Source organism: Paracoccus versutus, from assembly GCF_000763885.1.
In the GTDB taxonomy this organism is placed as follows: Bacteria; Pseudomonadota; Alphaproteobacteria; order Rhodobacterales; family Rhodobacteraceae; genus Paracoccus; species Paracoccus versutus.
The window spans coordinates 24,965-44,336 of record NZ_JRKO01000016.1 but is presented as its reverse complement, the minus strand read 5'-3'; the positions used below and the strand labels follow the sequence as shown (position 1 = coordinate 44,336).

Annotated in this window: 18 protein-coding genes; 10 read left to right on the top strand and 8 right to left on the bottom strand. The window is 68.3% G+C overall.

Features of this window, described 5'->3' with window-relative positions:
* Window positions 1-6: 6 nt before the first annotated feature.
* The 5 genes from IT40_RS08850 to IT40_RS08830 all read right to left on the bottom strand — a co-directional run bounded on the left by IT40_RS08850 (window position 7) and on the right by IT40_RS08830 (window position 3,118).
* Window positions 7-345 carry a carboxymuconolactone decarboxylase family protein gene (locus IT40_RS08850; RefSeq protein ID WP_036753378.1) on the bottom strand — a complete coding sequence of 113 codons (339 nt, stop codon included), beginning with the start codon at window positions 343-345 and terminating at the stop codon, window positions 7-9.
* Window positions 346-444: 99 nt separating this feature from the next.
* On the bottom strand, window positions 445-1,590 hold the full coding sequence (locus tag IT40_RS08845; protein WP_036753375.1) for an alpha-D-ribose 1-methylphosphonate 5-triphosphate diphosphatase: 1,146 nt from the start codon (window positions 1,588-1,590) through the stop codon (window positions 445-447).
* A 181-nt stretch (window positions 1,591-1,771) separates the two neighbouring features.
* Complete coding sequence (locus IT40_RS08840; RefSeq protein WP_036753372.1) at window positions 1,772-2,452, bottom strand: NAD-dependent deacylase; 681 nt, start codon at window positions 2,450-2,452, stop codon at window positions 1,772-1,774.
* Between the two features lie 7 nt (window positions 2,453-2,459).
* Complete coding sequence (locus tag IT40_RS08835; protein ID WP_036753369.1) at window positions 2,460-2,765, bottom strand: hypothetical protein; 306 nt, start codon at window positions 2,763-2,765, stop codon at window positions 2,460-2,462.
* 167 nt (window positions 2,766-2,932) lie between these two features.
* A complete protein-coding gene (locus IT40_RS08830; protein WP_036753366.1) occupies window positions 2,933-3,118 on the bottom strand; it encodes a heavy-metal-associated domain-containing protein in 186 nt (61 codons plus the stop codon).
* 104 nt (window positions 3,119-3,222) lie between these two features.
* On the opposite strand from IT40_RS08830, the gene IT40_RS08825 reads away from it, so the two are divergent.
* The 5 genes from IT40_RS08825 to IT40_RS08805 all read left to right on the top strand — a co-directional run bounded on the left by IT40_RS08825 (window position 3,223) and on the right by IT40_RS08805 (window position 8,518).
* Complete coding sequence (locus IT40_RS08825) at window positions 3,223-4,128, top strand: DMT family transporter (RefSeq protein WP_036753363.1); 906 nt, start codon at window positions 3,223-3,225, stop codon at window positions 4,126-4,128.
* A 41-nt stretch (window positions 4,129-4,169) separates the two neighbouring features.
* On the top strand, window positions 4,170-5,969 hold the full coding sequence (gene lepA, locus IT40_RS08820; protein WP_036753359.1) for a translation elongation factor 4: 1,800 nt from the start codon (window positions 4,170-4,172) through the stop codon (window positions 5,967-5,969).
* A gap of 51 nt (window positions 5,970-6,020) precedes the next feature.
* Entirely contained in the window at window positions 6,021-6,524 is a 504-nt protein-coding gene (locus IT40_RS08815; protein ID WP_036753356.1) for a hypothetical protein, read from the top strand.
* Window positions 6,525-6,953: a hypothetical protein gene (locus tag IT40_RS08810; protein WP_036753354.1), complete on the top strand. Its 429-nt coding sequence runs from the start codon at window positions 6,525-6,527 to the stop codon at window positions 6,951-6,953.
* Window positions 6,954-7,084: 131 nt separating this feature from the next.
* On the top strand, window positions 7,085-8,518 hold the full coding sequence (locus IT40_RS08805) for an NAD-dependent succinate-semialdehyde dehydrogenase (RefSeq protein WP_036753350.1): 1,434 nt from the start codon (window positions 7,085-7,087) through the stop codon (window positions 8,516-8,518).
* On the opposite strand, the gene IT40_RS08800 is transcribed toward IT40_RS08805, so the two are convergent.
* Window positions 8,515-9,093: a cupin domain-containing protein gene (locus tag IT40_RS08800; RefSeq protein WP_036753347.1), complete on the bottom strand. Its 579-nt coding sequence runs from the start codon at window positions 9,091-9,093 to the stop codon at window positions 8,515-8,517. The genes IT40_RS08805 and IT40_RS08800 overlap by 4 nt on opposite strands.
* Window positions 9,094-9,236: 143 nt before the next feature.
* Here IT40_RS08800 and gabT point away from each other — a divergent pair, with 143 nt between their 5' ends.
* Window positions 9,237-10,517 carry a 4-aminobutyrate--2-oxoglutarate transaminase gene (gabT, locus tag IT40_RS08795; protein WP_036753344.1) on the top strand — a complete coding sequence of 427 codons (1,281 nt, stop codon included), beginning with the start codon at window positions 9,237-9,239 and terminating at the stop codon, window positions 10,515-10,517.
* 23 nt (window positions 10,518-10,540) lie between these two features.
* Here gabT and IT40_RS08790 read toward each other — a convergent pair whose 3' ends face one another.
* On the bottom strand, window positions 10,541-11,449 hold the full coding sequence (locus IT40_RS08790; protein ID WP_208021311.1) for a LysR family transcriptional regulator: 909 nt from the start codon (window positions 11,447-11,449) through the stop codon (window positions 10,541-10,543).
* 98 nt (window positions 11,450-11,547) lie between these two features.
* Between IT40_RS08790 and IT40_RS08785 the strand changes: the two genes are divergently transcribed.
* Window positions 11,548-12,747 carry an acyl-CoA dehydrogenase gene (locus tag IT40_RS08785; RefSeq protein WP_036753341.1) on the top strand — a complete coding sequence of 400 codons (1,200 nt, stop codon included), beginning with the start codon at window positions 11,548-11,550 and terminating at the stop codon, window positions 12,745-12,747.
* A complete protein-coding gene (locus IT40_RS08780; RefSeq protein WP_036753338.1) occupies window positions 12,747-13,892 on the top strand; it encodes a CaiB/BaiF CoA transferase family protein in 1,146 nt (381 codons plus the stop codon). The genes IT40_RS08785 and IT40_RS08780 overlap by 1 nt, the downstream gene beginning before the upstream one ends.
* 185 nt (window positions 13,893-14,077) lie before the next feature.
* Here the strand turns inward: IT40_RS08780 and IT40_RS08775 are convergent, their stop codons facing one another.
* Complete coding sequence (locus IT40_RS08775) at window positions 14,078-15,034, bottom strand: AraC-like ligand-binding domain-containing protein (RefSeq protein ID WP_052095837.1); 957 nt, start codon at window positions 15,032-15,034, stop codon at window positions 14,078-14,080.
* 306 nt (window positions 15,035-15,340) lie between these two features.
* Here IT40_RS08775 and capB point away from each other — a divergent pair, with 306 nt between their 5' ends.
* The gene (gene capB / locus IT40_RS08770) at window positions 15,341-17,089 is read left to right on the top strand and encodes a caprolactamase subunit beta (protein ID WP_036753335.1); all 1,749 of its coding nucleotides are present in this window, start codon (window positions 15,341-15,343) and stop codon (window positions 17,087-17,089) included.
* Window positions 17,090-17,183: 94 nt separating this feature from the next.
* The gene (gene capA / locus IT40_RS08765) at window positions 17,184-19,307 is read left to right on the top strand and encodes a caprolactamase subunit alpha (protein ID WP_036753501.1); all 2,124 of its coding nucleotides are present in this window, start codon (window positions 17,184-17,186) and stop codon (window positions 19,305-19,307) included.
* The last annotated feature ends 65 nt before the right edge of the window (window positions 19,308-19,372 follow it).

Genomic DNA, 19,372 nt, shown 5'->3' with positions numbered 1-19,372 from the left:
GCGGGATCAGCCCGCCGCCAGCTCGTCCCAGCAGGCCAGCGCCCGGCCGGCATACATCAGGCCAGGCCCGCCGCTCATCTGGATCGCCATGGACAGCACGTCGCCCAGTTCCTCGCGGGTGGCACCGGCCTTCATCAGCGCCTCGACATGGAACAGGATGCAGGGCTCGCAGCGCTGGACGATGGCCATGCCGACGGCGATGAACTCCTTGGTCTTGGCGTCCAGCACGCCGCCGTCATGCACCGTCCTGGTCAGCGCGCCGAAGCCCTTTGTGGTGTCGGGGATGGCCTTGTTCATCACCCGCAATTCGCCGCGCATCTCGTCGATCTTTGCCTTGTAGCTCATGGTTCGCACTCCTTCTGGGCCGGGCATGGCTAGCCCGGTGCCGGCCGGAACGGCTTGATCCAGGTCAAGGAAATTGCGAATTTTCGCAGGTTCGCGGCATCAGACCCGGCGCCCGCGCACCCAGGTCTCGCGCATGACCGGCGTCACCTCGTCCAGCATGGCAAAGCGGATCAGGTCGGCGCGCAGCCCCGGCGCCAGGCGGCCGCGATCGTTCAGCCCGGCCGCCTGCGCCGGATTGGCCGTCACCGTCGCCATGGCGCGCGGCAGGTCGTCCCAGATCCGCGCCAGGATCAGCGCCCCGGCCAGGAGCCCCGAGGGCACGTAATCCGAGGACAGGATGTCCAGGTGCCCGGCCCGCGCCAGTTCCGCCGCCGAGACATTGCCGGAATGGCTGCCGCCGCGGATCAGGTTGGGCGCGCCCATCATCACCATGATGCCGTGGTCGTGGCAGGCGGCCGCCGCCTCGGGCGTGGTCGGGAACTCGGCCAGCCGCACGCCATGGCCGGCCGAAAGCGCGACATGGGCGGCCGTGGTGTCGTCATGGCTGGCCAGCACCGCGCCCAGCCGATGCGCGATCTCGACCGCTGCCGCCTCGTGGCGGTCGCCGAAGCGGGCGCGCAGGTCTTGCAGCCGGGCGACATGCTCGGCGAAGGCCGCGTCCGAGAGCTTGTACTTGCCCTGCACGTATTGCGCGAGCTTCGAGATGTCGCGGAACTGGCGCTGGCCGGGGGTGTGGTCCATCAGGCTGATGATGCCGACCCGGTCCTCGGGGCCGAATTCGTCCAGCTCGGCCAGCAGGGTCTGCGAGCAGATCTCGGCGCGCAGGTGCAGGAAATGGCTGATGCGCAAGGCGCCCCGCGCCCGCAGCGCGGCGAGTTCATGCGCCAGCTCGCGGGCATATTTGTCGTAATCCTGGTCCGGCCCCTCGTTCGGGATCGAGCCGACGCGCATGGCGTCGAAGACCGTGGTGATGCCGCAGCCCGCCAGTTCGGCGTCATGGGCGAGGATGGCGCCGGCATGGGGCCAGTCCACGCCGGGGCGGGGGCGGATGTGGCGCTCCAGGTTGTCGGTATGCAGCTCGACCATGCCGGGGGCGATGAAGTCGCCCTGCATGTCCAGCGCGCCGGCCGGCACGACGTTGCCCGGCTGGATCGCGACGATGGCGCCGTCTTCCAGCACCAGCGCGCCGGGGGTTACGGTCTCGGGCAGGATCAGGCGGGCATTGGCAAGGATGGTGCGGGTCATGGCGGGCCTTGGGGTTGCGGGGCGCAGGCCAGGGGTGGCCGATTGCGCCGCCCTGGTCAAGCGCGGTGCGGGTTGCAGGGGGCGCCTGGGGGCTCTGCCCCCACGCCGGGCCGGCCCCTCGATGGGGCCGGCCCGGCGTTCCCCCGGGGTATTTTCGCAACGGAGAAAAACGCGGGAGGGGTCAGCCGCAGAGCGCATCGACCCATTGCGGCACCATCAGGGTGGCGGGGCCGGTGCGGCGGTCGGAGAAGTCGCGGCTGACGGCCGAGCTTGCCAGGTTCAGCTCGATCGTCTCGGCGCCGTTGCGGCGGGCGTGCTGGGCAAGGCCCGCGGCCGGATAGACCAGGCCCGAGGTGCCGATGGCGGCGAAGAGTTCGGCGCTTTCGACAGCCTGCCAGATCCGCTCCATGTGATAGGGGATCTCGCCGAACCAGACGATGTCGGGCCGGGCCAGGGCCTGGCCGCAGGCCGGGCAGGGATCGGGCGGGCGCATCACCAGCGCCGCCGGCCAGCGGTGCCCGCAGCCGGCGCAGAGCGCGCCGAGCAGGCTGCCGTGCATGTGGATCACCTCGGGCGAGCCGCCGCGTTCGTGCAGGTCGTCCACGTTCTGCGTGACCAGGGTCAGCTCGTGGCGCTGCGCCAGCCGCGCCAGCGCCCGATGCGCCGCATTGGGCCGGGCGCGGGCGGCATCGGCGCGGCGCTGGTTGTAGAAGCGATGCACCAGCGCCGGGTCGCGGCGGAAGCCCTCGGGCGTCGCGACATCCTCGATGCGATGCTCTTCCCACAGCCCGTCGGTGGCGCGGAACGTCCTGATCCCGCTTTCGGCCGAGATGCCGGCCCCCGTCAGCACGGTGATGCGCATCCCCGCCTCAGCGCGTGCAATAGGCCTCGGCCGCGGCGGCGAAACTTTTGTAGCGCGCCCAGAAGGCGTTGTCGGTGTCGCTTTTCGACATGCGCACTTCTTGCGCCGCATCGGCGTCGCGGAAGAAGCGCGCCGCGCGCCGCTGGTCCGAGCGCGACAGCGTCTGGTCGGCGACCTGCTGGATGCAGCGGCAGGCCTGGCCGTTGCGCGCGCCGCGTTCCGAACGGACGCAGGCGGAATCGATCGGGCCCGCCACGGCGAGCGGCGTGGTCAGCACCACCGCGGCGGCGGCGATCATCAATCGGTTGAACATCTCTGTCTCCTCGGCTCCTGCCACGGCAGCGGGGCTGGGCACCCTCTTTCGGCCGCGTTCTTGTCCGGCGCAGCTTAGCAGAAGCCGCCCCTCGCCTCAATTGCGGCGGGGCGGCGCAGGGGATCCAAGGATGGCGGCTGCGGGCGCGCGCGCCCCAAGATATGCGCTCAGGCCGGTTCCGGCGTATAGCCGGCTTCGCGAATCACCTCGGCCGCGCGGGCGGCATCCAGCCCCTCGACCGTGACGCTGCGGCCGGCGAGGTCGGTCGCGGCCCTGCCGCCCGCCTCGGCCACCGCCTTTTCGATGGCGGCGGTGCAATGGCCGCAGCTCATGTCCTCGACGCGGAATTTCATCGGTGCATCCTTTCGCCTGCCCGGACCTTTCGCCTGCCCGGCAACGCGGCTATGATCGCGCCAAGGCGCCGCGGGCGCAACTCCCCCACATGAGGCTGCGACCGATGGTCACTGAAAACTTCCGTGGCGCGATCCTGATGGTCCTGTCCATGGCGCTGTTCGCCTTCGAGGACATGTTCGTCAAGCTGATGACCATGGGCCTGCCCTATGCGCAGGTTCTGGCCATGGTGGGCGGCATGGGTTTCCTGGCCTTCTGGGCCTCGCTCCTGCGTCGGCGTCGGCGCTTCTGGACGCGCCAGCTGCTGCATCCGCTGCTGCTCTTGCGCAACCTGGGCGAGGTGGTGGGCGCCATCGGCTTTACCGTGGCGCTGGCGCTGAGCGAGCTTTCCTCGACCTCGGCGATCCTGCAGGCGTTGCCGCTTTTCATCGTCCTGGGCGCGGCGCTGTTTCTGGGCGAGCCGGTGGGCTGGCGCCGCTGCAGCGCGATCGCCGTGGGCTTCGCGGGCGTGCTGCTGATCGTGCGGCCGGGATTTGCGGGCTTCCAGCCGGTCTCGCTGATGGCCCTGCTTGCCGTGGTGGCGCTGGTGGTGCGCGACCTGGCGACGCGCCGCATCCCCGACAGCATCCCCTCGGACCAGATCGCCGGCTCGGCCTTTCTGGCGATCATGCTGGGCGGGCTGGCCATGTGGGCTGCCCTGGGCCAGCCGCTTGCGCGGCCCGGCGCGGTGCAGCTGGGCCAGCTGGCGGGCTGCATGGTCGTCGGCGTCGGCGGCTATGCCCTGCTGGTCGCCGCCACCCGCATCGGCGAGGCTTCGGCCATCGCGCCCTATCGCTATTCCCGGCTGGTCTTTGCGCTGATCCTGGCCTTCCTGGTCTTCGACGAACGTCCCGACCTGCCCACGCTTCTGGGCGCCGGGCTGATCGTCGCCTCGGGCTGCTATACCATGTGGCGCGAGGCCGCGCTGCGCCGGCGCCGGCTGCGCGAGGCCGGTTTCGCCAGCCCGTGCTGAACCCCCTTTCCGCAACGCCAAAGCCCTTGTATAGCCCGGCCATGACCGACCTTGACCTAATCCGCAATTTCTCGATCGTGGCCCATATCGACCACGGCAAATCCACCCTGGCCGACCGCCTGATCCAGTTGACGGGCACGGTCGCCGAACGCGACATGAAGGCCCAGCTGCTCGACAGCATGGATATCGAGCGCGAGCGGGGCATCACCATCAAGGCCAACACCGTGCGCATCGAATACCCGGCGAAGGACGGGCGCACCTATGTGCTGAACCTGATCGACACGCCCGGCCACGTGGACTTCGCCTATGAGGTCAGCCGGTCGATGCGCGCGGTCGAGGGCTCGCTTCTGGTCGTGGACGCGACCCAGGGGGTCGAGGCGCAGACGCTGGCCAATGTCTACCAGGCCATCGACGCCGGGCACGAGATCGTGCCGGTGCTGAACAAGATCGACCTGCCCGCGGCCGAGCCCGATCGCGTCAAGGAGCAGATCGAGGACGTGATCGGCATCGACGCCCAGGACGCCATCGAGATCTCGGCCAAGACCGGACTTGGCATCCCCGACGTGCTGGAGGCCATCGTCACCCGCCTGCCGGCGCCCAAGGGCGACCGCGACGCGCCGCTGAAGGCGATGCTGGTCGATTCGTGGTATGACCCCTATCTGGGCGTCGTGGTGATGATCCGGGTCATGGACGGGGTGATCCGCAAGGGCGACCGCATCCGCATGATGCAGACCAACGCCGTCTACGGCATCGACAAGCTGGCGGTGCTGCGCCCGCAGATGCAGGACATCGCCGAGCTGGGGCCGGGCGAGATCGGCGTCTTGACCGCCTCGATCAAGCAGGTGCGCGACACCCGCGTCGGCGACACCATCACGCATGAGCGCAAGGGCACCGACAAGCCGCTGCCGGGCTTCAAGCCGGCGCAGCCGGTGGTCTTCTGCGGCCTCTTCCCGGTCGATGCCAACGACTTCGAGGCGCTGCGCGATGCCATCGAGAAGCTGGCGCTGAACGACGCGAGCTTTTCCTACGAGATGGAGACCTCGGCCGCGCTGGGGTTCGGCTTCCGCTGCGGCTTCCTGGGCCTTCTGCACCTCGAGGTGATCCGCGACCGGCTGGAGCGCGAATACGACCTCGACCTGATCACTACCGCGCCCTCGGTGGTGTTCCGCCTGCACATGCGCGACGGCGAAGTGCGCGAGTTGCACAACCCCGCCGACATGCCCGACCTGACCCATGTCGACCATATCGAAGAGCCGCGCATCAAGGCCACGATCATGGTGCCGGACGAATACCTGGGCGACGTGCTCAAGCTCTGCCAGGACCGCCGCGGCATCCAGATGGACCTGACCTATGCCGGCAACCGGGCGATGGTGGTCTATGACCTGCCGCTGGCCGAGGTGGTGTTCGATTTCTACGACCGGCTGAAATCCGTGACCAAGGGCTATGCCAGCTTCGATTACCAGCTCTCGGAATATCGCGAGGATTATCTGGTCAAGATGTCGATCCTGGTGAATGACGAGCCGGTGGATGCGCTGTCGATCATGGTTCACCGCGACCGCGCCGAAAGCCGCGGCCGGGCGATGGTGGAAAAGCTGAAAGAGCTTATCCCGCGCCACATGTTCAAGATCCCGATCCAGGCCGCCATCGGCAGCCGGGTGATCGCGCGCGAGACGCTGTCGGCGATGCGCAAGGACGTGACGGCGAAATGCTATGGCGGCGACGCGACGCGCAAGAAGAAGCTGCTGGAAAAGCAAAAGGCCGGCAAGAAGAAGATGCGCCAGTTCGGCAAGGTCGAGATCCCGCAGACGGCATTCATCCAGGCGTTGAAGATGGATGGATGACACATTCCCCGGATTGTGGCAGCATGGATTCGCGCCACATCGGGGAATGGTATGCGTGTTGCATTCGTTTTACTGGCGGGTTTTTCCCTGGGCACGGGAGCTTTCGCCCAGGAGGGCGACGATTTCGGCTTCCCGGTCCCGATCAATGTGCAGACCCAGCGGCAGCTGCTGAGCGAAGCCTTTCCGCAAGTCGATAACAGCCTGAAAAAGCTGGACAGCCTGATCAAGTATCGCCGGGATCTGGAGCTTTACCGGGTCACCTATCTCGAGGCGTTCAACGAGTCGATAGACCAGATCTGCCGGGATCTGCTTATTGTCGAGGCCAGGGTGAACGCCGCCGCAGGCAGGGGCGATCTTTCCCCGAACGAGAAAAGCAATTACGACTACCGGATCGCCGAGGAACGCGGGCAATGCTCGGTGTCGAACAAGTCCTCCAGCCGGTATTACAGGCTTTATGACCAGTTCATGGGCATCTATCGGGACGAGGCCGCCAGTTCCAGGGATCGCCTGAACAGTTGCTATGCCAGCGATCCTTGCCGGCTGGGGCAGGAATAGATGGCGTTGAACTGGGGCAACATCGCCGAACGGGCCGAACTTTCGCTTTTCAATTTCCTTTTGGCGCTTTCGGACCTGCTGCCCGCCATATTCTTCGCGATCGCCTTTCCGCTGGTCCTGCTGCTTTTCATCCGCTTCGATGAAGGGGAAAAGGTTCTCGCCCCATTCGAGCTGACATTCTTTTCCTTTATCGGGCTGCTGGTCGCCTATCTGACCTATCTGAGCAAGGATACCTTGCTGGAAAACCTGCTGCCGTCCTTTGTCGTGATCCTGGCATTCTTCTTTCAGCTGTTCGGCCGGACCAAGACCGGGGCAGAGGTGCCGCTGGGAACCAAGATGACGCTGGCGGCGGGGATCGTCACCGTCGGCTCGTTCGTCATCGGCTCGCGATTCTTCAACCTGCTGTTCGGCGGCGGCGGCGGAGGCTAGGGCAGGGGTCCCTGCCGATGCGCAATCATGCTGCAAGCTACCGTTCAGGATATTGAGCAAGCGGATTGAAAACCGCCCGGCCTTGCCCTATGACCGAAGCGGCCGACGGCCGATTCCAGCAGGGGGACAGGATGAGCTATCCGAACACGCAGCTTTTCATCGACGGAACCTGGCGCCCCGCGCGGGACGGGCGCAGCCTGCCGGTGCTGAACCCGGCCACCGGCGCCGAGATCGGCCGCGTCGCCCATGCCGGCCTCGCCGACCTGGACGAGGCGCTGGCCGCCGCCGACCGCGCCTTTGCCGAATGGAAGCGCAGCTCGCCGCTGCAGCGCTCGGACCTGATGCGCAAGGCGGCGGCGCTTTTGCGCGAGCGGGCCGAGGCCATCGCCGCGCTGATGGTGGCCGAGCAGGGCAAGCCCTTGGCCCAGGCGCGGGTCGAGACCATGGCCGGCGCCGAGATCATCGAATGGTTCGCCGAAGAGGCCCGGCGCACCTATGGCCAGGTCATCCCGCCCCGCGTGCCCGGCGTCACCCAGCTGACGATCCGGGAGCCGCTGGGCCCGGTCGCCGCCTTCACGCCGTGGAATTTCCCGATCAACCAGGCGGTTCGCAAGGTCTCGGCTGCGCTGGCGGCGGGCTGCACCATCATCGTCAAGGCGCCCGAGGAAACCCCGGCCTCGCCCGCCGAGCTGATCCGCTGCTTTGCCGATGCCGGGGTGCCGGCGGGGGTGGTGAACCTGGTCTATGGCGACCCGGCCGAGATCTCGGGCTATCTGATCCCGCATCCGGTGATCCGCAAGGTGTCCTTCACCGGCTCGACGGCGGTGGGCAAGCAGCTGGCCTTGATGGCCGGGCTGCACATGAAGCCCGCCACCATGGAGCTGGGCGGGCACGCGCCGGTGCTGGTCTTCGACGATGCCGATGTGGATGCGGCGGTCTCGGCCATGGCGGCCGCGAAGCTGCGCAATGCCGGGCAGGTTTGCATCTCGCCCACCCGCTTCCTGGTGCAGGAAGGCGTGGCGGATCGCTTTACCGAAGGCTTTGCCGCCGCGCTGGCTGCCGCCAAGGTCGGGCCGGGCACGGACCCGGACAGCGCCATGGGACCGCTGGCCAACGCCCGCCGCATCCCCGCCATCGAGCGGCTGATCCGCGATGCGCTGGACCGCGGCGCGCGGCTGGCGACCGGCGGCGCGCGCATCGGCAACGAGGGCTGGTTCTTTGCCCCGACCGTGCTGGCCGACGTGCCCGCGGATGCGGCGGTGATGAACGAGGAACCCTTCGGCCCCATCGCCGTGGTCAACAGGTTCCGCAGCGATGACGAGGCCTTTGCCGAGGCGAACCGGCTGCCCTATGGCCTGGCCAGCTATGCCTGGACGGGCAGTTCGGCCCGCGCGCAGCGGTTGCAGGACGAGATCCAGGCCGGGATGCTGACCATCAACCACGTCGGCCTGTCGCTGCCGGAACTGCCCTTTGGCGGCATCGGCGATTCCGGCATGGGCACCGAGGGCGGTTCCGAGGCGATCGGCGCCTATCTGCAAACACGGCTGGTCACTCGCAAGGGCTAGAGATAGGGCGGCGTGCAGGCGCTGACCACCACCGCCTCGCGATCCGAGACATTGCGGAAGCGATGCGGCTGGTTCGAGGCGAAGAGGTAGCTGTCGCCGGCCTTCAGCACCCGGCTCTGGTCGCCCACGGTCAGCTCGATCTCGCCGGCGATGACGATGCCGCCCTCGCTGCCGTGATGGGCCAGCATGGTCTCGCCGGTGTCGGCGCCCGGCTCATAGCGTTCGTGCAGGACCTGCAGGTTGTGCAGCCGCGCGTCGCCGACCTGGCGCAGGGTCATGCGCCCGACCGGCCCCTGCGTCGCCGAGTAAAGCCGCGAGGTCAGGTCGCGCAGCTCGGCCGGGGTAAAGAAGGGCTGCGGGCTTTGCGGCAGGTCCGGTTCGAAGAACTCGGACATGGTGACGCCCAGCCCGCCAAGGATCTTGCGCAGCGAGGCGACCGAGGGGCTGGAGCGCCCGGTCTCGATCATCGAGACCTGGCCATGCGGCACGCCGGAAGCCTCGGCCAGCTGCCGCTGCGACAGGCCCGCGCCGCTGCGCAATTCCTTCAGCCGTGCGCCTACGTCGAAATCGCTCATTCTTGCCCCGATGCCGTTTTGCGCAGGTTATCAGGGCTGGCGACTGCGCACCAGCATTGCAGGCATGCGAGGATTCCAAGAAATTTGTTGCTCAATATATTGAGCATCGTGTATTGGGATTGCGTCAGCATGGAGGTCTGCACATGGAATCGAGACAGTTGATCGACCGGCGCAAGGCGGCGGTGGCGCGCGGCGTCGGCACGCGGGACATCTATGCCGTCCGGGCCGAGAATGCCGAGCTTTGGACCGCGGACGGCCGGCGGATGCTGGATTTCGCCGCCGGCATCGCGGTGAACAACACCGGCCATCGCCATCCCAGGGTGATCGAGGCGGTCCAGCGCCAGATGCAGGACTTCACCCATACCTGCTTCCATGTCGCGCCCTATGAAACCTATGTCGCCCTGGCCGAGCGGCTGAACGCGCTGATCCCCGGCGATTTCGCGAAAAAGACCATGTTCGCCACCACCGGCGCCGAGGCGGTCGAGAATGCGGTGAAGATGGCGCGGGCCTTTACCGGGCGCTCGGGCGTGATCGCCTTCAACGGCGCCTTCCATGGCCGCACGCTTCTGGGCATGGCGCTGACCGGCAAGGTCGCGCCCTACAAGGCCGGTTTCGGCGCCATGCCGCCCGAGATCCATCACGCGATCTTCCCGAACGCCATGGCGGGCGTGACCACGGCGCAGGCGATTGCGCATCTCGAGACGCTGCTGGCCTCGTCCATCGACCCCCGGCGCGTGGCGGCGATCATCGTCGAGCCGGTGCAGGGCGAGGGCGGCTTCAACGTCGCCCCGCCCGAGTTCCTGGCCGCGCTGCGCCGGATCTGCGACAGCCACGGCATCGTGCTGATCGGCGACGAGATCCAGGCCGGCATGGCCCGCACCGGCCGCATGTTCGGCTTCCAGCATTCCGGCGTCGCGCCCGACCTGGTGACCATGGCCAAGGGGCTCGCCGGGGGCTTTCCGCTGTCGGCGGTGACAGGGCGGGCCGAAATCGTGGACGCGCCGGCGCCCGGCGGGCTGGGCGGGACCTATGCCGGCAACCCGCTGGCCATCGCCGCCGCGCTGGCGGTGCTGGAGGTGGTCGAGGACGAAGACCTTTGCGCCCGCGCCGAGGAAATCGGCCTGGCCATCCGCGCGCGCCTGCAGAAGCTGGCGGGACGCTTCCCGGCCATCGGCGACGTGCGCGGGTTGGGGGCGATGAACGCCTTCGAACTGGTGCAGGCCGGCGACCGCAGCCAGCCCGACCCGCAGCTGACCGCCGCCATCGTGGCCGAGGCCGAGGCGCGCGGGCTGATCCTGCTGTCCTGCGGCACGCGCTATAACGTCATCCGCCTGCTGCCGCCGTTGACCATCCCCGACGCGCAGCTGTCCGAGGCGCTGGCGATCCTGGAAGCGGCCATCGAGGCGGCGCTGGTCCCGGCCTGAAAGCGGGCCGCCCCGGCCGCTCCTTAACCCATGCCGTCCTGCGCCATGCGGGCGGCGATCCAGTCGCGAAAGGCCGCCAGCGGCTTCAGCCCGGCCTTGCGCGTGGGCCAGGCCAGCCAATAGGCGCCGCTGCCCGGCACCCCCTGCCGCAGCACCGGCGCCAGCCGGCCCTCGGCGATCTCGACCTGGGCCAGGTAGTCGGGCAGCAGCGCGATCCCCAGCCCCGAGATCGCCGCCTGGATCATCATCGAGAATTGGTCCATCATCATGCCCTCCAGCGGCGCCGGCGGCTCGGCGCCCTGGCCCCGGAACCAGGCCTGCCAGGCATCGGGGCGGGTCGGCAATTGCAGCAGCACCATCCCGGCCAGGTCGGCGGGCGCCGTCACCGGCCGCCGCGCCAGCAGATCGGGCGCGGCGCAGGCGGTCAGCCTTTCGTCGAACAGCTTCAGATGCTCGGCCCCCGGCCAGTCGTCCCGGCCGTAGAAGATCATCGCGTCGAACGGCTCTTCGTCGAAGCTGAAGCGGCGAAAGCGCGTCGTCAGGTTGATCGACACGCCCGGATGCGCCGACAGGAAATCCGGCAGCCGTGGCGCCAGCCAGCGCGTGGCAAAGGTCGGCAGCACGGCCAGGTCCAGGCTGCCGCCGTCGGGATTGGCGATCAGCGACATGCTGGCGCGCTGGACCAGGTCCAGCGCCGCGGAAATGTCGCGGAAATAGCGCTCGGCCGCTTCGGTCGGGGTCAGGCGCTTCTTGTGGCGGATGAACAGCTCCTGCCCCAGTTGCGCCTCAAGGCTTTGCAGCAGCCGGCTGACCGTGCTTTGCGTCAGTCCCAGGTCCTGCGCCGCGCCCGTGACCGAGCCGGTGCGCATCACCGCGTCGAAGGCCAGCAGCAGGCTGAGGTTCGGAAGAAAGCGCCTTTGCCGCAAGAACATTCATCCTATGCATGAAGTAATGAGGATTATCCATTTTCCGGCCCGGTTTGAAAGCGGTAATGAATGAACCGACAAGCATCAGCGCATGAGGCATCACCGTGACGACGAAATCGCACAAGGGCGGCCCTTTCTCGTGGTCCGACCCGTTCCTGCTCGACGACCAGCTGACCGAGGAAGAGCGGATGATCCGCGACAGTGCCGCCGCCTTCGCCGCCGACCGGCTGGCACCGCGCGTCGAGGCCGCCTATCTGAACGAAGAGACCGATCCCGAGATATTCCGCGAAATGGGTGCCTCGGGCCTGCTGGGCGTCACCGTGGACGAAGCCTATGGCGGCGTCGGTGCCTCTTACGTCGCCTATGGGCTGGTCGCGCGCGAGATCGAGCGCATCGATTCGGGCTATCGCTCGATGGCCTCGGTGCAAAGCTCGCTGGTGATGTTCCCGATCGAGGCCTATGGCAGCGAAGAGCAGAAGCAGAAATACCTGCCGAAACTGGCCTCGGGCGAGTTCATCGGCTGCTTCGGCCTGACCGAGCCGGACGCGGGCTCGGACCCCGCCGGCATGCGCACCGTGGCCCGCAAGACCGGGGGCGGCTATGTGCTGAACGGGTCCAAGATGTGGATCTCGAACGCGCCCATCGCCGATGTCTTCGTGGTCTGGGCCAAGTCCGAGGCTCACGGCGGCAAGGTGCGCGGCTTCGTGCTGGACAAGGGCATGAAGGGCCTGTCGGCGCCGAAGATCGAGGGCAAGCTGAGCCTGCGCGCCTCGATCACCGGCGAGATCGTGATGGAGAATGTCGAGGTCGGCGAGGACGCGCTGCTCCCGAATATCGAGGGCATGGGCGGTCCCTTCGGCTGCCTGAACCGCGCGCGCTACGGCATTTCCTGGGGCGCCATGGGCGCGGCCGAGGATTGCTGGTTCCGCGCACGGGCATACGGGCTGGATCGCCACCAGTTCAACCGCCCGCTGGCCGCGACGCAGCTTTACCAGAAAAAGCTGGCCGACATGCAGACCGAGATCGCCTTGGGCCTGCAAGCCAGCCTGCGGGTCGGGCGGCTGTTCGACGAGGGCAAGTTCGCGCCCGAGATGATTTCCATCGTCAAGCGCAACAATTGCGGCAAGGCGCTGGAGATCGCGCGCCAGGCCCGCGACATGCATGGCGGCAACGGCATCCAGATCGGCTATCACGTCATGCGCCACGCGCAGAACCTGGAGACGGTGAACACCTATGAGGGCACGCATGACGTTCATGCGCTGATCCTGGGCCGGGCGCAGACCGGCATCCAGGCGTTTGCGTGATGGCGGAACCGGCGCTGAAGGGGCTGCGCGTCGTCGAGCTGGCGCGCATCCTGGCCGGCCCGTGGATCGGCCAGACGCTGGCCGACCTGGGCGCCGAGGTGATCAAGGTCGAGGCGCCCGAGGGCGACGACACCCGCCGCTGGGGTCCGCCCTTCATCGAGCGGCCGCGCGCGGACGGGACGACCGAACGGGTCGCGGCCTATTTCCACGCTGCCAATCGCGGCAAGCGTTCCGTCACCTGCGACTTCAACGACCCAGCCGGCCTGGAGCGGCTGCGGGTGCTGATCGACCAAGCCGACGTGGTGGTCGAGAATTTCAAGCTGGGGGGCCTGCGCAAGTTCGGGCTGGACTACGCGACGCTTTCGGCGCGCAATCCGCGGCTGGTCTATGCCTCGATCACCGGCTTCGGGCAGGACGGGCCGCGCGCGGCGCAGCCGGGCTATGATTTCCTGATCCAGGGCATGTCGGGCATCATGGACCTGACCGGCGATCCGGCGGGCGAGCCGCAGAAGGTCGGCGTGGCCTGGATCGACATCTTCACCGGGCTTTACGGGGTGATCGCCGTGCAGGCGGCGCTGGCCGAGCGGGCGCGCTCGGGCCTGGGCCAGCATCTGGACCTGTCGCTGCTGGATTGCGGCGTCGCCGTGCTGGCCAATCAGGCGACGAATTACCTGCTGGGCGGCACGGTGCCGCACCGGCTGGGCAATGCGCACCCGAATATCGTGCCCTATCAGCTGTTCCCGGCCTCGGACGGGCATCTGATCGTCGCCTGCGGCAACGACCGGCAATTCGCCGCGCTCTGCCGGGTGCTGGACCTGCCGGACCTGGCCGTGGCGCCCGACTACGCGACCAACCCGGCGCGGGTGGCGAACCGCGCGCAACTGGTGCCGCTCTTGGCCGATGCCACGCGCCGCTTCACCCGGAGTGCGCTGATCGCCGCGCTGGAGGGGGCGGGGGTGCCCGCCGGCCCGGTCAACGACGTGGCCGAGGCCCTGGCCGAACCGCAGGTGCAGGCCCGCGGCCTGCGCATCGCCCCCGAGGGCATTGCCGGGCTGCGCAGCCCGCTGCGCTTTTCGCGCAGCCCGCTGGTGACGGATCGCGCCGCCCCGGCGCTTGGCGATGGCGCATGGCGCTTCCAAGGGTGAGCCCTGGGTGTGTGATCCGATGATTTGATGGGGCGATTCCCGCCAATGAATGGAGCGGTTCGTCGCAGCCTGCAACCTTGCCCGCAGGGGCAAGACGCTGAACGGCCTCATGCCATAGGAATGCTTCGGCAAGGTCCACACCGATTCATCGGTGATCCGATCCACCAGATGCAGAAACCGAACGGCTAGCCCTGCCGCCCGGCGCGGCAGGCGGCGCGATAGCTGCTGGGGGTCTGGCCGAACATGGCCCGGAACAGCCGCGAGAATTGCGCCTGGTCGCTGAAGCCGAAGCGATAGGCGATGGCGGCCAGCGACAGGTCGCCCGGCATCTGCAACATGTCCCGCGCCGCCTTCAGCCGCGCCTCGCGGATGAATTGCGCGACCGTCGTCTCGGTATCCCCGAACAGGTCGTGCAGATAGCGTTTCGAGATGCCGCAGGCCGCCGCCACCGTCTGGGGCGACAGGGCCGGATCGGTCAGGTTGCGCAGGATCGTGTCCTGCGCGCGCTTCAGATGCGCGGCGCGGATCACCGTGGCGGCGCCGGCATCGGTCTCCGCCTGCCGGTCCAGCGCCAGCGCCAGCAGTTCGACCAGCTGCCGGCCCAGCACCTCCGAGGCGGCGGGGTCCGCCGGCATGGCATGGGCGCGGCGCACTGTCTCGGCGAACAGCCCGCCCAGCCCCTCGCGCCCGTCGAAGACCGTGGCGCACAGCCGGTCGGGCTGGCGCAGCCTTTCGGCCAGCGCGCGGCGGGCGATCTTCATCACCAACAGGTCGTTGCGCGCCTGATAGGCGAAGCGATAGGGCTCGTCGCCGCGCTCGACGATGAAGCCGCCGGGGGCGCAGGTGATGTCGCGGCCCAGCTGGCGAAACAGCACCGGGGCAAGGCTGGGGATGGTGACCAGGTATTCCTCGGCCTCGCCCTGCCGGATCAGGCCGGGCACCCGCTCATAGCGCGCCGGCTCGGTGCGCAGCCGCGACAGCGACACCCGCCCCATGCCGCGCCGCTCCAGCCGGCCCTGGAAGGTGGCGGGGTCGCGATAGCTCAGGTGCAGCGGGAAATAGGTATCCGCGATGATCGCCGACCAATGCGCCGCGCGCTCGGGCGGGGCGATGGCGGCCGTGCCGTAGCTTTCCAGGGTCATGATGCGCCTCCCCGCATCGCTTGGGCGATTCGTAGCGCGCCGCGAGCAATCGGGCAAAAGAAAACTGGCGCGGCGGGCAGGAGGCTGCGCCGCGGCGGCCGATCCTGCCGCTTGGATCGGCAGGACTGCACCCGGCGACAAGTTTATCCGCACCCAGCGCCAAGACCGGCCGCCGCCCAGGCCGCACCATGGTCCGACCGAAAAGATGCCGCGCCAGGCGGCACGCCGCAGGGAGAAGACCGTGACCAGCCGATTCCCGGCTGCCCTGCCCGTGTGCGCCCATGCGGCCCCAGACAGGGAAAAGCCATGACCAGACCCAAACCCGACCCCATCACGCTTTCGGTGGTGCGCGGCGTGCTGGAGACCACGCAGCGCGAGATGACGCTGACGCTGGAACAGACCGCCCGCAGCTCGGTCTTCAACCTCGCGCATGACTATTCGACCGCGCTCTTCAACCACACGCCCGAGATGATCCTGCAAGGCCAGGACATCCCCATCCACTTGGGCAGCCTGATCCCGGCGATGAAATCGGTGGCGCAGTTCTTCCAGGGCGACATCCACGAGGGCGACCTGATCCTGCACAACGACCCGGCCCATGGCGGCAGCCATATCATCGACACCTGCATGTATTACCCGGTCTTCTACCAGGGCGAGCTGGTGTTCTGGACCGTCTGCAAGGGCCACCTGACCGATATCGGCGGCCCGGTGCCCGCCGGCTACAACCCCAACGCGACCGAGATCTATGCCGAGGGGCTGCGCATCCCGCCGGTCAAGCTCTGGGACCGCGGCAGGCCGCGCCATGACGTGATGAACCTGATCCTGACCAACATGCGCGCCCGCCGCGACCAGGAGGGCGACTTCAACGCCCTGATCGGCGCCTGCCAGGTCGGCGCCCGCAACCTGGTCCGGCTGATGGACAAATACGGCAAGCAGGTGGTGCAGGACTGCATCGCCGAGCTTCTCGACATGGCCGAGGCGCATATGAGGAAGCTGATCGCGCAGGTCCCGGACGGCACCTATACCGGCACGGCGGTGCTCGAGGATGCGGGCCACGGCTTCGGCGACATGGACATCACCGCCACGGTGACGATCCAGGGCGACGGCTGCCACATCGCCATCAGCTCGCCGCCGCAGGTGCCCTATTTCATCAACAGCTACGAAGGCAACAGCCATTCCGGCGTCTACCTGGGGCTGATGATGTTCGCGCAGCTGCCGCCGCCCTACAACGAGGGGCTCTATCGCTGCGTGACCACCGACATGGGGCCCAGGGGCACGCTCTGCAACGCGAAATCCCCGGCGCCGCACATGAACTGCACCACGACGCCGATGGAGACGCTGACCGATGCGGTGCGGCTGGCCTTCGAACAGGCCGCACCCGCCAAGGTCTCGGCCAGCTGGGGCCACGCCAACGGCTGCAACATCGCCGGCTGGGACAAGCGCCATGACGAGGAATACGTGACCATGGTGCTGGCCTCGATCATCTCGGGGGCGGGGGCCACGGCCAGCCAGGACGGCTGGCACGCCTGCGGGCCGGAATGCTGCTTCGGCGCGCTGACCTCGGGCGACATCGAGATGCTGGAACACAGCTATCCGATCATCATCCATCGCTATTCGCTGATGCAGGATTCGGGCGGCGCCGGCCAGTTCCGCGGCGGCTCGGGCACCTGCTGGGAGGTCGAGCCGCTGGACAGCCCGATGACGCTCGTCACCTTCGGCGAGGGCCGCCGCATCCCGGCCATGGGCGCGGCCGGGGCGAAATCGACGCTGATCCCGCCCAAGGTCGGCCGGCTGGAAGTGACCCGCAATGGCCAGACGCAGGTCATCACCGAAAACGTCATCGAGACCATCCAGCCGGGCGAACGCGCCGCGAACCGCAACCCCGGCGGCGGCGGCTACGGCAACCCCTACCAGCGCCCGGTCGAGAAAGTGGTCGAGGATGTCAGGAACGGCCTCGTCAGCCTGGAGGGGGCGCGGCTCGACTACGGCGTCGTCATCGCCGATGCCGCGACCCTTGCCGTCGATCACGCGGCCACCGCGCGCCTGCGCGCCGCGTAAGGCTTTCTCCGTTTTCCAAATACCCCGCGGGGGTCCGGGGGCGCGAAGCCCCCGGCGCCGGATCCGCGGACCGCAGCCACAGATGGAACCCGCCATGAAACACCAATATCGCCTCGGCATCGACGCCGGCGGCACCTTCACCGATTTCATCCTCGCCGACCGCAAGGGAGAGCTGCGCATCTTCAAGGCGCTCTCCACCCCGCAAGACCCGACGCAGGCCATCCGCAACGGCCTCGCCGTGATCGAGGAAGAGACGGGGATCGCCCCGCGGGAACTGGTCTCGAACGCCGATCTCTGCATCAACGGCACCACGGTCGGGCTCAATGCGCTCATCACCCATACCGGCGCCAAGACCGGCCTGATCGCCACCAAAGGCCACGAGGACAGCATCGAGATCCGCCTCGGCCACAAGGAGGACGGCTATCGCTACGACCCGGACTATCCGCCCGCGACCATGCTGGTGCCGCGCTACCTGCGGCGCGGGATCAGCGAGCGGGTGATCTCGACCGGCGCCGTCCACACCCCGCTGGACGAAGACGAGCTGCGCGAGGCCTGCCGGCATTTCCTGCGCGAAGGCGTGCAGTCGGTCGCGATCAGCTTCGTCTGGTCGGTGCTGCATCCCGATCACGAATTGCGCGCTGCCCAGATCGTGCGCGAGATGATGCCGGGCGTGCCGCTGACCGTCGGCAGCCAGCTCTATCCGCAGCTGCGCGAATACACCCGGACCTCGACCGCGGTGGTGAACGCCTATCTGGCGCCGATCCTGTCGCGCTACGTGCAGGCGGTGGACGGCTATTTCCAAAGCCTCGGCGCGCGCCAGCCGGTGCGCTACTTCCAGTCGAACGGCGGGCTGGCGCTGGGCTCGGTGGTCTCGGACCGTTCGGTCTATGCGATCAACTCGGGCCCGGCCTCGGCGCCGCGGGCGGCGCTTTACCTGGGCGAGCCCTATGGCCTGAAGGACATCATCACCGTCGACATGGGCGGCACCAGCTTCGACATCACCCTGACCCGCGACGGCCAGGCCAATGTCTCGAAGAACATCGACTTCCTGCGCTATCGCATCGGCATCCCGATGATCCAGGTCGAGACCCTGGGCGCGGGCGGCGGCTCGATCGGCTGGATCGACTCGATGGGGCTGATGCAGATGGGGCCGCAATCGGCGGGGTCCGAGCCCGGCCCGGCCTGCTACGGCAAGGGCGGCGAGATGCCGACCACGACCGACGCCAACCTGGTGCTGGGCTACCTGAACCCGCAGGGGCTGGTCGGCGGCCGCCTGCCGCTCGGTGTCGAAAAGGCACGCGAGGCGATCCGCAAGCACCTGGCCGAACCCCTGGGCATCAGCGTCGAGACGGCCGCCTACGGCATGTTCACCATCGTCAACAACAACATGGTGAACGCGATCCGCCGCGTCTCGGTCGAGCGTGGCTACGACCCGCGCGACTTCGTGCTGAATTGCGCGGGCGGCGCGACCGGCGCGCATATCACCGCGCTCGCCCGCGAGATGGGGATCGGCAAGGTGCTGGTCTCCAAGCTCGCCTCGGGGCTTTGCGCCTTCGGCCAGATCATCTCGGACGTGAAATACAACTACATGGCCCCCATCGCCGCGCGGCTGGAAGGGGCCGAGGCGGCCAAGCGCCTGGACCAGACCTTTGCCCGGCTGGAAGACAGGGGCCGGGCCGAGCTGATGGCCGACGATTTCGCCCCCGAGCGGATCGGCATCCGCCGCAGCCTCGACATGCGCTATGTCGGGCAGGTGCATGAATGCACGGTCAGCGTCGATCCCTTCCCGATCGACGAGGCGGCGCTGGACCGGCTCAAGGCCGCCTTCCACGCCCGCCACGAGGAGCTTTACACCTATGCCGAGCCGCACAGCCCGGTCGAGGTGGTGAACGTGGAAAGCGCCGTCTCGGGCGCGGTCGAGCGTCCGGCGCGGATGCGCATCGCGCAGGGTGCAGGCGCCCATGCGGCGCTGTCGGGCACGCGCGAGATGATCTTCGACGCCTCGGGCCGCAAGCACGAAACCCCGGTCTATGACGGCGCCAAGCTGGGTGCGGGCGATGTCGTCACCGGCCCGGCGGTCATCCAGGAGGTGACGACCACCATCGTCATCGAGCCGGGCTGGGTCGCGGAACTGGACGGCAACGGCGTCTATGTCGTGACCGCGACCAGCGGCGCGGCGCCGGCGCACAAGCAGGCCAAGGCGCTGGCCGAGGCCTGATCCCAAGGCCGGGCCCAAGGCCGGGCGGGGCCGCGCAAGGCCCCGCCCATCCCCATCCAATCACA

Excerpts from the sequence above, each read along its gene's own strand:
- IT40_RS08850 (WP_036753378.1), bottom strand. The coding sequence starts at position 345 with ATGAGCTACAAGGCAAAGATCGACGAGATGCGCGGCGAATTGCGGGTG.
- IT40_RS08845 (WP_036753375.1), bottom strand. The coding sequence starts at position 1,590 with ATGACCCGCACCATCCTTGCCAATGCCCGCCTGATCCTGCCCGAGACC.
- IT40_RS08840 (WP_036753372.1), bottom strand. The coding sequence starts at position 2,452 with ATGCGCATCACCGTGCTGACGGGGGCCGGCATCTCGGCCGAAAGCGGG.
- IT40_RS08835 (WP_036753369.1), bottom strand. The coding sequence starts at position 2,765 with ATGTTCAACCGATTGATGATCGCCGCCGCCGCGGTGGTGCTGACCACG.
- IT40_RS08830 (WP_036753366.1), bottom strand. The coding sequence starts at position 3,118 with ATGAAATTCCGCGTCGAGGACATGAGCTGCGGCCATTGCACCGCCGCC.
- IT40_RS08825 (WP_036753363.1), top strand. The coding sequence starts at position 3,223 with ATGGTCACTGAAAACTTCCGTGGCGCGATCCTGATGGTCCTGTCCATG.
- lepA (WP_036753359.1), top strand. The coding sequence starts at position 4,170 with ATGACCGACCTTGACCTAATCCGCAATTTCTCGATCGTGGCCCATATC.
- IT40_RS08815 (WP_036753356.1), top strand. The coding sequence starts at position 6,021 with ATGCGTGTTGCATTCGTTTTACTGGCGGGTTTTTCCCTGGGCACGGGA.
- IT40_RS08810 (WP_036753354.1), top strand. The coding sequence starts at position 6,525 with ATGGCGTTGAACTGGGGCAACATCGCCGAACGGGCCGAACTTTCGCTT.
- IT40_RS08805 (WP_036753350.1), top strand. The coding sequence starts at position 7,085 with ATGAGCTATCCGAACACGCAGCTTTTCATCGACGGAACCTGGCGCCCC.
- IT40_RS08800 (WP_036753347.1), bottom strand. The coding sequence starts at position 9,093 with ATGAGCGATTTCGACGTAGGCGCACGGCTGAAGGAATTGCGCAGCGGC.
- gabT (WP_036753344.1), top strand. The coding sequence starts at position 9,237 with ATGGAATCGAGACAGTTGATCGACCGGCGCAAGGCGGCGGTGGCGCGC.
- IT40_RS08790 (WP_208021311.1), bottom strand. The coding sequence starts at position 11,449 with ATGTTCTTGCGGCAAAGGCGCTTTCTTCCGAACCTCAGCCTGCTGCTG.
- IT40_RS08780 (WP_036753338.1), top strand. The coding sequence starts at position 12,747 with ATGGCGGAACCGGCGCTGAAGGGGCTGCGCGTCGTCGAGCTGGCGCGC.
- IT40_RS08775 (WP_052095837.1), bottom strand. The coding sequence starts at position 15,034 with ATGACCCTGGAAAGCTACGGCACGGCCGCCATCGCCCCGCCCGAGCGC.
- capB (WP_036753335.1), top strand. The coding sequence starts at position 15,341 with ATGACCAGACCCAAACCCGACCCCATCACGCTTTCGGTGGTGCGCGGC.
- capA (WP_036753501.1), top strand. The coding sequence starts at position 17,184 with ATGAAACACCAATATCGCCTCGGCATCGACGCCGGCGGCACCTTCACC.